Here is a 12,775-nt window from a genome sequence, read left to right as displayed (position 1 = left end):
ACAATGAAAACAAGTTGATAGTTACATCCATGCTGGCTGGCTTTCAGTAGTGTCAATAAAAATGAACATTTTCTTCTGGTTTCTAAGAGTTAGTTATAGATGTAGATAACGATTCATACACTAAGACAATTTTCTCAATAAACCCATAATGGAGTTTTTAAATCAGATGAATGTTAGTGGCATTCTTGACACTATTGAGCCAGACATTGCTTAGGCTCCTACCTGTGGTTTATTGATATCCATAGTTTTTTCCTTGATGTTTAGGTATAGCTTTGACACTTACATCATCCAAATATAAAAACGCATACTTGGCTTGGGAGCCAAATTTTATTTCGGTGGATCTTCCTTTTGCTCTAAAATTTAACGTGTATTGTGTGTAGGATTGGTAAGGAGTATCTTTTTGAACATAAACCTTTTTACCACCTACAAAAACCTGAAATTTGTTATTCAGATCGGGTGCCTCTTCTGTCGATGCAAGATAGTAAGTAAGTTTGTAGCGTTGACCAGGAAATGTATGGATAGTCTGCGATATGTAGCTAATGGCTGAAAATCCACCAAGAGATAATCCTTGCTTACCAGTATTAGGAAAATTGTCAATTTTAGTACCTGATGTATCTATTGAATTACCAGATTTAACCCATCCTGTAACATTAGGATTTGTAGTTTCAGGATTATTAGGATCTATCAGAGAGTCGTATTCAAATCCCCCATTGATAATCAGTTCTTGTCTTTCAGCTTGTGCTGCTGACTTATAAGTATTAGTAATCACAGCAGTATGAAGGAAAGCAGTAGTCAAACTACAAACAATAATTGAGAGTTTTTTAGTGAACTTCACAAGACATGACTCCAAATAGTTCAAAATTCACGACAACGAGTACTTGATTGATTTACTTTCTGGTGATTAAGGCAGGATAAACCCGTAAGTATTTTTGAAGATATTCTGAGCTGTACTACCACTTAAGTAGTTAGAAAAACTCTGTGCCGTCGTTAAAACTTTAGTTCTGGTGAGTATACCCAGTGGATAAACAATCGAATCGCTCTCTGTTGTGAGGGCAGTTTGTACCACTCTTACCTTGTTAGAAATGGCCGCATCAGTTTTGTAAACAGCACCTGCACTGATAGTTTTAGTTACACCATCAACTAGAAGAGTTTTATTTTCAACAGCAGTTAAGACGGCACGCACATTGGCAGCACGGTATAATTTAGGACTGAGAATATTAAAAATACCTCGGCTAGTGAGAACTTGTTTGGCATAATTTCCTGCTGGCACAACTGGAGGAGTACCTGTGTAGTCACCTATGGCAATACCAGTAATGTTGGCATTGGTCAAACCATTGAAGCTAGTGAGAGCAGCACTACCAACACTAACGGGAGGTGTGGTAGGCGCAATCAAAACTAGACGGTTTTTGACAACGTTTTTGCGGCTACTTGCAACCAATTTACTTGGGGTTGAATTCTGCAATACATCTATTTGGCTGTTAGCAGCAGAAATGAAAATATCTGCTGGTGCTCCTGCTTGTATTTGACTTAGTAAAGTACCAGAAGCACCAAACGTATAAACAACGTTGACGCCTGGGTTAGCATTTTGGTACTGAGTCTTAATGGCATTCAGCGCGTTTGTTAAACTGACAGCTGCATACACGTTCAGTGTCGTTACAGAACTTGCTGGTGATAAATTAACGAACTGTAAGCCTATTACCAGCATCATGCTGCTAACTGCTGTAGCAATCCAAGCAATAAGTCTTTTTCTGTTCATGAAAGTTATAGTTTGGGGAAAATATTACCTAAAAGTCTTATTGTTGACATCCCTGACTTACGCACAGGCAACAGAAATACCAACTACACAGAAGGTAGAGGATATAGATAAATGGGAGTTAGAGAAGAGACTTCTTGGCATTTGTAGGGAATTGGGTTTGGGGGAAAGGGAAAAGGAATAAAAAAACCTTTCCCCAATAAAGATGAGTCCCTTTTCCCGCAAGAGTGCAAAAGTAACTTTTGCAAGAAATCTAAGGTTTTGGCGTAAATCTTACGCATCATAAATTCTGGAAACAACAAACGGCCAATCACAATTGCTAAAAGCATTGGTATGATGGGCCGTTTGTTATTTCCAAGTGGAATTACACAAACAGCGAGTGAAATGTATTTAGTGATGAAATAATATCAGTTAAATACGCCTGTTACCAACTTTTTTGGTTAACAAATCCTGACAAAAAGCTAATGCAAGTATATTTAAATTCTCTAAATAACCCTTATCTGTATGTAGATAGTAAATTTTTATATCGATCCTAAATATCTAAAGCTTGATTTATACCAACTAAATATTTTTAATCTTCTATTTAACTAACTTTATTGGTATGCGATCGCTGCTCTGACAATCTTTGGATGCGGCCTCTATTACTGTGTAAAAAAGAGCGATGCCCTTCTCTACGAGACGCTCCGCGTAGCTTGCTTCCACGAAGTGGTACGACAGGCTCAGGGTAAGACCTGCGGCGGTAAACTACGCATCCAGCAGCGCTCATAACTCATCCACTTGGACGATGTACGTATAATTCTTTGCTTGTATAAAAATATATGTAAACTTTTATGATATCAATAACAAAAATGATTTGACATACGCCTAATGATAGATAGATTTTATTAAGCAAATAGTTTAGATTTGTAACAAGTTACACAGAACTAGATAAAACACATGGCCAACATAATTGACACTGCCACTAACAATGGTTCTTTTAACACACTAGTTGCAGCAATCCAAGCAGCTGGTCTGGTAGATACACTTCAAGGTGATGGGCCATTTACCGTTTTTGCACCCACCGATGAAGCATTTAATAAGCTTCCAGCAGGTACAGTAGACGCATTACTTCAAGATATTCCCAAGCTCAAGAAAATCTTGACCTATCATGTTGTCTCAGGCAAGGTACTTGCTGCTGATGTAGTTAAGCTAAAGACAGCTAAAACAGTTGAAGGTTCAGATGTAAAAATTGACGCTTCTAATGGCGTTAAGATCAATGATGCAACAGTTGCGACAGCAGATGTTGCTGCTGATAACGGTGTCATCCATGTCATTGACACAGTTTTGATTCCTGCATAACCAAACGTCAGAATAGCGAACGCTATTTGTGGAGTGACGACTACCTATAGTCATTTCTTCATTACAGTCTGGTTGAATGTTTTTTAGTGAACATCAACTACCAACAAATCCATCTAGATGCTGTCTAGATGGATTTATTGTTTTATGCGTGTAGAAACTTTGCCATTGCTAGTCTCTCTTAATTAAATGCAATCAAATTTTTAGTTTTGCTAAACCCAAATAACGGATACCTTCGGGGGAAATTTCAAAACGACAAGGTAAAACTTCTAAACCGAGAGCGATCGCATCCCGCAATAATTTACCATATATAGGATCTGTGCGATCGCCAGGAGAGAACTCGATACAATCACCGCGATTGATAAAGTAAAGCATCACCGCACGAGTCAAAGGTAATAGCGCCATCAGTTCTCGCAAGTGTTTTTGTCCTCTTGTAGTCTCCGTGTCAGGAAATAAAGCTAATCTCCCTTCGGACAAAGTTGTATTTTTCACTTCTAAATAAATCGGGCGTTCCTCATTACTTCCCGTCAAGAAAAAATCCACTCGACTTTTTTTATCTAGCCCATAAACCACCTCGCCCTTAATTTGGCTGTAGTCGCCCAATTCTGGAAAAAGATGTTTCGCCAAAGCTAGCTTTACCACCCGATTGGGCAAAAAAGTATTTATGCCTACCCAAGTCGGCTCGTTGTCATGTACCTGAATTAGTTCTAAAGTGTAAGCCAATTTACGGTTAAGATTATCGCTTTTGGAAAGCTGTACTGCACTTAGAGGTGTCGATACTCCAATCATTGGCCCTGTATTGGGACAGTGTGCTGTCACTATTTCGCCAGAAGTCAGTTGAACGTCAGCAAAAAACCGCTTGTAACGCTTGAGTAAAATACCGGGATGCAAAGGTGGGTACTTGTAAAGCCAATCTATCATTATGGAACCTTGTTGCTGTTTGTAAATATACGTCGATTCTTTGCCCACCGAACCCATATCTGCAAATCTTTTCAGCAGCTACTCTGCTCTGCGACAGAAGTTGAGTAACTTGACATATCATGGATTGTCAATTTTTGTAGTCAAATTGACAACATAGTAATAAAAAGTAGCATATACTAAGTATTACAAGCCTCCCATAAAAATCTGGGAGAGTTTCAACGTGCAAGGAGGTAAATCCTATGCAAAAAGTGTGGACATCAACGGAATTAGAATATGCTTTTCTGTTTACTCTCAGAAAGGTAAATTCGATCAATCCAGAAGGTTTTAAGGCATTTTTTAGTAATATGCCTATTGACCCTTATATCAAAGGCACTTATCGTTCCAGAAGATTATCTCGGTTTACAGTTTATGGAAATCAATTAATCAAATTACCTCATGGTTACCTCTTTCAAAGTAAAGAGTACAATCCATTAGTGGGTGACATAAAAAGAGAGTTTGCAGAATTAGAAGATGGACTTATAGAACTTGATATCTTTAAGAATCTTGTCTTAGCATTCAGTGATTCTTGTAAACTTCATCCGGAAGCTGAAATCGGAGTTCATCAAATTAGAACTATTTGTTCGGCGGATAATTTGGGTAATCCAGCACCTGAAGGTATTCATCAAGATGGTACTGATTTTATCGGTATATTTTCAGTAGATAGAGATAATATTCAAGGTGGAGAAACACATCTATATACTGACAAAAAACAAAAGCCCGTATTTAGTAAAGTTCTAAATCCGGGAGAACTATTATTAGTCAACGATCGTGATTTTTTCCACTTTACCACTCCTATTAAACCACAGATTGATGGTCAGGGAAGTAGAGATGTTTTTGTGCTAACTTCTCCCAGCTTGCTTTCAGAATAATTTTAGTCGACCGTAAATATTTTACAATCTACGAGATATGGGGAATTGAATGCAGTCATTTCCCCAGCTTTTTTATTTGGAATTGGAAATAATCGTGCTGATAGTGGTTTATCTAATTTGATAGCTAAAGTTGCCATATCAATTAATAAAGCTGTAATTTTTTCTATTGTGATATCACCTGGAATCGGAACTGTATCCAGTCCACAGCCACAAACTGCTGAATATAATAATAAATTTGTAATATTATATGTTTGCTCATTAGCTCTGGTAGCTAGTCCAACATCTTCACAAACTGGAAGCATCAGTCCAGAATAACCACAGGTTTTTACTGATACATTTTTTAATACGCGAGTCAGCATCCCAGAAATTGCAAGAGTTCCTGAATGACCAAACTTGCCATTCATCAATTTTTCATAAGCAAAAGCAATACTATTTTTTTTATCTAAAGATGGAGCTAGAGATGTATCAATTCCTTTATATATAACGGCAAATCGATCGGAGATGTTTTCAGCAATAACTGCGATTTTCTTTAATTCTAATTCTAAAAGTAATTGCAGGTTTTGCTCTGCCGTAGGAATATTGTTAGCTTGGGAAAATGCTTGCATTACCAAATCGCCTAACTCTAAACCTATAGTAAAAGATGTATTGCCTGTATGATATGCCGTAGGAAAAAATGGGATATCTGGCTGGCAGTTTGCCCATGCACAAAAATGAAAGTTACCATAGCCATTTTCACTTTCTTGGGAAATACGTTTAATGGCTTTGGCAGATTCCTTAGCATTCTCAAAAATTATACCGTTTTCCCTGTCCCCTATTTTACTAGAGCAATAAATAATTGATGTATTTTTATTGATATCTGGAATTATATCTATAGTTTCCGAGTTGCTGGCATAACCAATATTGAAAAAGCTGATATTCAAACTTTGACAAAGTTGTTCGAGAGCTTGAATTTCATTAATAATTTCGATTTTAGATAAGCCTTGCAGATATTCTTCCCAGCTATTAGTAGCAATTCTAGTTGTTTGGACTTCATATCCTTGTTTTTCAAACAAAATCTGTACCTGCTGATTAAACTCAGCAGCTTGCTTAATTTTTTCCTGATATTGCAGAGATTGAATTGATATACCTGTTGTAATAGTTCTAATTTTCATTAGTATAAATAATTAGCGATCTTTTCATTAAACTTAACTCTAGAATCTGGACGCGTACAATATTCTATTGGATAAATTTCATTTATAACAACTTAGGGTAGTGTGTTGTTTTTATTTCACAAAAAATATGAAATATACTTAAAATATGAAGATGAGTGCATAGGTTAGGCTACAAAAGAAGTCTGCTGGAATTCAATGAACTGAATCAACCAAACAAATGCCATGAATGACGAATTTTACAATCGGGGATTGGAAAAGGCTAGGCGAAAAGATTACGCGGGAGCAATTGAAGAATTTAACCATGCTTTACAACTAACACCTTACTTTAGCGAAGCTTATTTACAACGGGGTTTAGCACATTATGACTCAGGTGCAATATTGAAAGCTGTTTCAGATTATACTGAAGCTCTGAGGCTGAATCCTGAGAGTGTAGAGGCATATTATTGTCGGGGATTGGCTAGGGTAGCGCTGAAAAATTTACCGGGGGCGTTGGAGGATGTAGAACGTGCGATTCGTCTCAATCTCAATTATGCTGCTGCTTATAATCTGCGGGGAATGGTGCGGCGCAAACAGGGTTATATTCAAGATGCGATCGCTAACTTTAAAAAAGCTGCTGGGTTATATCTAGAGCAACAAGATAAAGAAAATTGTCGTCTGTGTCTAGAACGAATTAAACAGCTACAACCACCAGAAAAAACTGCCATTGAGCAATCGCGTTCCATCAATACGCCGATTTTATCCACCAATGATTATTTCACGCAATTATTAGAAAAGGCTGAAAAGGGAGATACTCAAGAAGCACTCGCCGATTTAAACTGGGTATTAAAAGCCGATCCGCAAGATGCCCAAGCTTACTGCTGTCGTGGAGTTGTGCGTTATAAAATGGGGAATTATCGAGAAGCGATCGCAGATTTTAATCAAGCATTACGACTAAATTTTCAAGATGCCATTGTCTATCGTAACCGAGGTAAAGCCCGTTCTATCTTAGGAGATCATCAAGGTGCGATCGCGGATCTTAACCAAGCAGTCCAGATGCAACCCGAAGATGGCTTAGTTTATATTGCCAGAGGTAATGTCTATCGGACAATGGGTAATTATCTCGGTGCAATTCAAGATTACACCCAAGCGCTGCAAATCAATTCTGATGAGGCTCAAGCTTATTACAATCGCGGCATTGCCTATACTTGCTTAGAAGAAATACAAAACGCCGTGGAAGATTATCAACGGGCGGGGAGTATCTTTTGCGAACAAGAAGACTGGGAAAATTATCAACAAGTCTTAAGTAGCCTAGAAAAAATTCAGAAATTTAGTCCAGAGTCAAAAAAGCAAAAATATCATTTGCTACGTCAGCGACTTTTACGAATGGTTGGCGGATACTGGGAAATTGCCGAACGATTGATTCAGCAAAACAAAGATTACTATCCTGGGATGTCAGACGAGTGGTATTTGCAAAAAGTGATTGATGATTTAGAACGCGATCGCAATAGATAAAATCAGCTAATCAGCATTCAAGTTGCATAATCAGGGCGGACAAGATGTCCACCCCACAAGATATTGAGAAAATTTTAATATAGAAAATAGATGTGCTTTAGCTTATAAATGCCACTACAAACGTAAAATCACCCGTACATTATTTATACGGGTGAAAATGCGAGCGATCGCCTGTTATTTTCCAATGAAACTAAATGCGCCTTATATTAAGCACCGTCTCAAAGTTTAGTTAGAAGTGCGACTTTGACGGCGGCGGCGCAATCCAAACATACTAACTGCTCCCACCGCAAACATTGATAGAGTAACAGATGGTTCAGGAACGGTAGCACCAATTAACGCTTTAACATTTGCCTCACCGACATCAAGAACGACGACAACATCATTAAAGTCGCGATCGGAACTTTCGTTCCACTTACCAGTTGCAGAATCTACCCCTGAAGCGTATAAATTTCCGTATAAATCCTCAAATGCCAGGAGGATGTAGTTGTTGTAAGCATAAGCAACTGCGTGCTGTAGTCCATCAGCGTTAGAGGCAGTGTCAGTACCAAAGATATTAGCAGAGTTGCCACGGTTCAAACCATCAGCTCTCAACCATAAATCTAGTTGAGTACCGGCGGTAACATTACCAACTTTGACTCCATCACCTAGTTTTAGTGCGTTACCGCCCCAGCCGCCAACACATCCATCTCCTTCACAGGAAATATCATTAAAAAGCAGCCCAGATTTGTTAGTAGTTCCTGTAGCTTCAAAGGCTAACTGGTTTCTATAACCTGCGCCCTCATTAATAAAGTAAACAGAAACATCGTGGTCGTATTTTAAATTTAATTTACTGGGGTCTAATTTAAATTGTCCACTGTTTGGAAGAGCAACACTTTCTGCTTGGACAAATTGTTGAAAAGGAGCGTCGTTAAAACCAGTTTGAGACTTATTATATACAGTTGGTTGAGTCCATGAACTATTCCAATTAAAATCAGCAGCAGATGCAGTTTCTACTTTGGAAACTAATCCGGTTAATGTAGCTGTAGCGGCAATCAAGGCAGGGAATAAATTACGTTTCATATTATGAGCCATTAAGTAGGAAAGACAATTTAGATAATGCTTTTTTAGCAGCTATCTCTCTTCAGTTGTCTCTTACTTCTAACAGCTAGACTTCTGCAACGTCAATCTGTCTATTTACTTTTGCTAGTATATTTAAATAGCGCTTTATCTAAAGGATTTTTACTGAAAAGAAAGATTTTTCTTCTAGGATGATACTGTTATCAATACTGAGTACTTAAACTGATATATAATGAAAACTTCATGAATAATATATAGTTTGTATGAAAATTAGATATGCAATTTCTCTAGTGAAAAGCTAAAAGCTTTATCTATAGGAATTTTCATTTAAATGAGGTAGATAAGTAATGGTGTGCCGTCATCCGTATCAACGAAGCCAAGGCTTAGTTAATACGCTGCTATACAAATAGAGATGCTCTCCGTACTTACGTTGGAAAACGTAGTAATCTATCAAATCAATGAAACCTGGGTAAATAAGTTTAGTCTTTGTTTTAAGCGCTAAAGTGTTTACTACGTACTACGCTTTAGTTGACTGGATTAACTAGTAGTCTGTCAAAATCGACTTCGGTATCGTCAGAATCTAGAAGTTATGCCGAGGATGGGAGACAATTTAAGGGGGTTCTACTTTAAAATGAGAGTCTTTGCTTAGACTTGATGAATATCTTTTAAGGTTAAAATAATCAAGCTTTTCCAGAGCTACATTCCCCCTTTCACAGATAAAATCTATATATGAACGCTACACAAGAAAAACTAAAAGCTCTCTTAGAGCAGGCTTTAATCGCGGCTTTTGGCGCTGACTTGGCTGGAGTAGATCCAATTTTGGTTCCTGCTAGCAATCCTAAATTTGGCGATTATCAGGCGAATGTGGCTTTATCCTTGAGTAAAAAGTTAGGATTGCAACCAAGAGCGATCGCAGGTGCGATCGTTGAGAAACTAGACGTATCCGAAATCTGTGAACCGCCGGAAATAGCTGGCCCAGGATTTATCAATCTCAAACTGAAAACAGCATACTTAGAAGCACAATTAAACGCGATTCAAGCCGATCCCAGACTGGGAGTTCCAGCTGCGAAAACGCCGAAACGGGAAATTGTGGATTTTTCCAGTCCCAATATTGCCAAAGAAATGCACGTCGGGGACACTTGCGTTCGACGATTATTGGTGATTCCATCGCCCGGATTTTAGAATTTCTTGGACATGATGTGCTGCGGTTAAATCATGTCGGTGATTGGGGTACGCAGTTTGGGATGTTAATCGCCTATCTGCGCGAAGTTTACCCAGACGCCCTTACCACCGCGAATGCTTTAGATATTGGTGATTTAGTCTCTTTTTATCGCAAAGCCAAACTGCGGTTTGATGCCGATGAAGCTTTTCAAGAAACAGCACGTCAAGAAGTTGTCAGATTACAAGCAGGTGCAGAAGATACACTCCATGCTTGGAAACTTTTGTGCGAACAGTCACGGCGGGAGTTTCAAGTAATTTATAAGTTATTGGATATCAAGTTAACTGAACGAGGCGAATCTTTCTACAATCCCTTACTACCAGGAGTTGTGGAAGATTTAGATAAATCTGGATTACTGGTAGAAAACCAAGGGGCAAAATGTGTTTTCTTGGAAGGGTTTACAAATAGAGAAGGTGAACCTTTGCCCTTAATTGTGCAGAAATCAGATGGTGGTTATAACTACGCCACAACAGATTTAGCATCTGTTTGTTACCGGATTCAGCAGGATCGAGCGAAGCGGATAATTTATGTAACAGATGCTGGACAAGGAAACCACTTTGCTCAGGTTTTCCAGGTTGCACGCAAAGCTGGATGGATTCCTGATGATGTGGAATTAGTGCATGTACCCTTTGGGTTGGTGTTAGGAGAAGATGGTAAAAAATTCAAAACTCGTTCTGGGGATACTGTGCGGTTACGGGATTTATTAGATGAAGCTGTTTCTCGTGCCCATACTGACCTAAAAACTAGATTACAAAAAGAAGAACGTCAAGAAACTGAAGAATTTATTAATGAAGTTGCTAGGGTAGTTGGAATCAGCGCAGTTAAGTATGCAGACTTAAGCCAAAATCGCACCAGTAACTACATCTTCAGCTACGATAGAATGCTGGATCTTAAAGGTAATACTGCGCCCTATATGCTGTATGTTTATGCACGGATTCATGGGATTAGCCGCAAGGGTGATATTAACTTTAAAGAATTGGGAAATAATGCTGTTTTGTTGGAGCATGAAACAGAATTAGCACTAGCAAAATATTTACTTCAACTGGATGAAGTTATTAATAGTGTAGAGCAAGACTTGCTGCCCAATCGTTTATGTGAGTATTTGTTTGAACTGAGTCAGAAGTTTAACCAATTCTACGATCGCTGTCTTATACTACAAGCTGAGGAACCGCAGCGTACATCCCGTTTAGTTTTATGTGATTTGACTGCTAGAACTCTGAAGCTGGGATTATCTTTGTTGGGAATTCAGGTATTGGAGAGGATGTAATACTTTTTTTAACGCAAAGTGGCGCTAAGGTAACGCTAAGGTACGCAGAGTAAGAGTTAAGTTATAGCTTCTTTGTGTACTTTGCGGTTTTTTAATTAGAATTGCTGGACTGGAGGCGATCGCAAATGGTACAGACACCATCAAAAAGCATAACTTTGGCAGAGTTTCTGATGTTACCAGAAACAAAGCCCGCTAGTGAATACATCGATGGCCAAATTATTCAAAAACCAATGGCACAGGGAGAACATAGCACTATTCAAGGTGAACTGATTATTTTTATTAATGCTATCTTGAAACCCCAAAAAGTTGCACGAGCATATCCAGAACTGCGGTGTACTTTTGGTCGCAGATCAATTGTCCCGGATGTAGCGGTATTTACCTGGGAGAGAATACCTCGCCAAGAAAATGGCATGGTAGCAAATTTATTTTCAGCTGCTCCCGATTGGACTATTGAGATTCTATCACCTGACCAAAGACAAACGAAAGTTACAAAAAATATTCTGCATTGCCTGAATTATGAAACACAAATGGGTTGGCTGATCGATCCAGAAGAACAAACGGTATTTGTCTACATCCGCAATCAACAGCCAGTCATGTTGGATGAACTAGAAGCTTTACTCCCTGTGCCAGATTTTGCAAGTGAATTGAGGCTGACTGTAGGAGATTTATTTGGTTGGCTGTTGGAGTAAACCAAACCCTGACCAATTGAGTAAGGAAATACACCAAGTGCAACAGGTTTTATGGGTAGGAATCGGTTGTAAACGAGGAACATCATGGCAGTTGATTGATGGGGCAATTGAGCAAGTATTTCGAGAAAATCAACTTTTTCCAAGTGCGATCGCAGGTATTGCTACCATTGACACTAAAGCCTCGGAAGTTGGCTTAGTCAAACTTTGTCGCCTCCGCAATTTGCCCCTAAAAACCTTTTCTGCGGAAATACTTCGCTCTGTCTGTGTCCCCAACCCTGCCACAATTATCGACGAGCGAGTAGGTACGCCTAGCGTAGCAGAGGCAGCTGCTATTCTTGCAGCTTCTCAACTCACATCTTTGACTGTTTCCCCCTTTACAAACATAGAGAAATTGCGGGTGAAGTTTTTAGTTCCTAAACAAATTTTCCAAATACAAGGGCAACCAGGAGCGGTAACTCTTGCGGTTGCCCAAGCTTTAAATATTATTAGTATTACAAAAGTTCCTTAATTTTCTAGTCAACAACTCTCAAAAAATAGTTAATGATGCTAGAAACAATTGCTAGTACAATTGAACCTAACAAAGCAGGTAAAAAGCCCTGAATCTCAAAACCAGAACCAGGAGTTAGGACGCTTGCCAGCCAAAGGGCTAAGGCGTTAATCACCAATGTAAATAAACCAAAGGTGAGCAAGGTAATTGGAAACGTCAAAATCTGTAAAATTGGTCTAATAAATGCATTAACCAAACCAATTACAAAGGCAGCAATTAAGGCAGTCACAAAATTCTTGATAAAGAATCCTGGAACGATATTAGCTGTAATGAATAACGCCACCGCAGTACCGAGCCAAGTTAATAAAAAGTGTTGCATAAGTTTTTTTAGAGGATTTAGCAGTAAGTTTAATTAATTTCACTATTGCCAGTTGTGATTTGTAACACTATCGAGTGTTGTTTTGCTTGACTCCTAAAGTTGCCATCATCTTTTATCAG

The 12,775-nt window shown here is 38.6% G+C and carries 12 protein-coding genes and 1 pseudogene; 6 read left to right on the top strand and 7 right to left on the bottom strand.

Annotation, left to right across the window (positions count from 1 at the left end; all coding sequences use genetic code 11):
• Positions 1-229: 229 nt before the first annotated feature.
• From NSTCB13_RS14220 to NSTCB13_RS14210, 3 genes are all read right to left on the bottom strand, one after another.
• Positions 230-835, bottom strand: coding sequence for a DUF642 domain-containing protein (locus NSTCB13_RS14220; RefSeq protein ID WP_448265254.1), 606 nt, complete (start codon positions 833-835; stop codon positions 230-232).
• A 66-nt stretch (positions 836-901) separates the two neighbouring features.
• Positions 902-1,756 carry a molybdate ABC transporter substrate-binding protein gene (gene modA / locus NSTCB13_RS14215; protein WP_448272766.1) on the bottom strand — a complete coding sequence of 285 codons (855 nt, stop codon included), beginning with the start codon at positions 1,754-1,756 and terminating at the stop codon, positions 902-904.
• A gap of 580 nt (positions 1,757-2,336) precedes the next feature.
• The gene (locus NSTCB13_RS14210) at positions 2,337-2,519 is read right to left on the bottom strand and encodes a hypothetical protein (RefSeq protein WP_448272765.1); all 183 of its coding nucleotides are present in this window, start codon (positions 2,517-2,519) and stop codon (positions 2,337-2,339) included.
• Positions 2,520-2,689: 170 nt separating this feature from the next.
• Between NSTCB13_RS14210 and NSTCB13_RS14205 the strand changes: the two genes are divergently transcribed.
• Entirely contained in the window at positions 2,690-3,091 is a 402-nt protein-coding gene (locus NSTCB13_RS14205; protein WP_322673082.1) for a fasciclin domain-containing protein, read from the top strand.
• A 192-nt stretch (positions 3,092-3,283) separates the two neighbouring features.
• Here NSTCB13_RS14205 and sfsA read toward each other — a convergent pair whose 3' ends face one another.
• Entirely contained in the window at positions 3,284-4,009 is a 726-nt protein-coding gene (gene sfsA / locus NSTCB13_RS14200; RefSeq protein WP_448272764.1) for a DNA/RNA nuclease SfsA, read from the bottom strand.
• 239 nt (positions 4,010-4,248) lie between these two features.
• On the opposite strand from sfsA, the gene NSTCB13_RS14195 reads away from it, so the two are divergent.
• A complete protein-coding gene (locus tag NSTCB13_RS14195; RefSeq protein WP_445628005.1) occupies positions 4,249-4,917 on the top strand; it encodes a 2OG-Fe dioxygenase family protein in 669 nt (222 codons plus the stop codon).
• Between the two features lie 2 nt (positions 4,918-4,919).
• Here the strand turns inward: NSTCB13_RS14195 and NSTCB13_RS14190 are convergent, their stop codons facing one another.
• Positions 4,920-6,068, bottom strand: a complete 1,149-nt coding sequence (locus tag NSTCB13_RS14190; protein ID WP_448272763.1) for a DUF711 family protein — start codon at positions 6,066-6,068, stop codon at positions 4,920-4,922.
• Positions 6,069-6,290: 222 nt separating this feature from the next.
• Here NSTCB13_RS14190 and NSTCB13_RS14185 point away from each other — a divergent pair, with 222 nt between their 5' ends.
• On the top strand, positions 6,291-7,559 hold the full coding sequence (locus tag NSTCB13_RS14185) for a tetratricopeptide repeat protein (protein ID WP_448272762.1): 1,269 nt from the start codon (positions 6,291-6,293) through the stop codon (positions 7,557-7,559).
• 225 nt (positions 7,560-7,784) lie between these two features.
• On the opposite strand, the gene NSTCB13_RS14180 is transcribed toward NSTCB13_RS14185, so the two are convergent.
• Positions 7,785-8,618: a DUF4114 domain-containing protein gene (locus NSTCB13_RS14180; protein WP_448272761.1), complete on the bottom strand. Its 834-nt coding sequence runs from the start codon at positions 8,616-8,618 to the stop codon at positions 7,785-7,787.
• A gap of 726 nt (positions 8,619-9,344) precedes the next feature.
• Between NSTCB13_RS14180 and argS the strand changes: the two are divergent.
• The 3 genes and pseudogenes from argS to NSTCB13_RS14165 all read left to right on the top strand — a co-directional run bounded on the left by argS (position 9,345) and on the right by NSTCB13_RS14165 (position 12,298).
• A pseudogene (gene argS / locus NSTCB13_RS14175) lies at positions 9,345-11,101 on the top strand (arginine--tRNA ligase).
• A gap of 125 nt (positions 11,102-11,226) precedes the next feature.
• Positions 11,227-11,790: a Uma2 family endonuclease gene (locus NSTCB13_RS14170; RefSeq protein ID WP_445628010.1), complete on the top strand. Its 564-nt coding sequence runs from the start codon at positions 11,227-11,229 to the stop codon at positions 11,788-11,790.
• Positions 11,791-11,827: 37 nt separating this feature from the next.
• A complete protein-coding gene (locus NSTCB13_RS14165) occupies positions 11,828-12,298 on the top strand; it encodes a cobalamin biosynthesis protein (protein ID WP_445628011.1) in 471 nt (156 codons plus the stop codon).
• Between the two features lie 4 nt (positions 12,299-12,302).
• Here NSTCB13_RS14165 and NSTCB13_RS14160 read toward each other — a convergent pair whose 3' ends face one another.
• Positions 12,303-12,656, bottom strand: coding sequence for a phage holin family protein (locus NSTCB13_RS14160; protein ID WP_094347683.1), 354 nt, complete (start codon positions 12,654-12,656; stop codon positions 12,303-12,305).
• Positions 12,657-12,775: the final 119 nt, after the last annotated feature.

Source organism: Nostoc sp. DSM 114160 (assembly GCF_053470305.1).
The sequence above is the reverse complement of the archived record's forward strand: the minus strand, read 5'-3'. Positions and strand labels throughout refer to the sequence as shown.

Coding starts and splice junctions, on each gene's coding strand:
- modA (WP_448272766.1), bottom strand. CDS start 1,756: ATGAACAGAAAAAGACTTATTGCTTGGATTGCTACAGCAGTTAGCAGC.
- NSTCB13_RS14210 (WP_448272765.1), bottom strand. CDS start 2,519: ATGAGCGCTGCTGGATGCGTAGTTTACCGCCGCAGGTCTTACCCTGAG.
- NSTCB13_RS14205 (WP_322673082.1), top strand. CDS start 2,690: ATGGCCAACATAATTGACACTGCCACTAACAATGGTTCTTTTAACACA.
- sfsA (WP_448272764.1), bottom strand. CDS start 4,009: ATGATAGATTGGCTTTACAAGTACCCACCTTTGCATCCCGGTATTTTA.
- NSTCB13_RS14195 (WP_445628005.1), top strand. CDS start 4,249: ATGCAAAAAGTGTGGACATCAACGGAATTAGAATATGCTTTTCTGTTT.
- NSTCB13_RS14190 (WP_448272763.1), bottom strand. CDS start 6,068: ATGAAAATTAGAACTATTACAACAGGTATATCAATTCAATCTCTGCAA.
- NSTCB13_RS14185 (WP_448272762.1), top strand. CDS start 6,291: ATGAATGACGAATTTTACAATCGGGGATTGGAAAAGGCTAGGCGAAAA.
- NSTCB13_RS14180 (WP_448272761.1), bottom strand. CDS start 8,618: ATGAAACGTAATTTATTCCCTGCCTTGATTGCCGCTACAGCTACATTA.
- NSTCB13_RS14170 (WP_445628010.1), top strand. CDS start 11,227: ATGGTACAGACACCATCAAAAAGCATAACTTTGGCAGAGTTTCTGATG.
- NSTCB13_RS14160 (WP_094347683.1), bottom strand. CDS start 12,656: ATGCAACACTTTTTATTAACTTGGCTCGGTACTGCGGTGGCGTTATTC.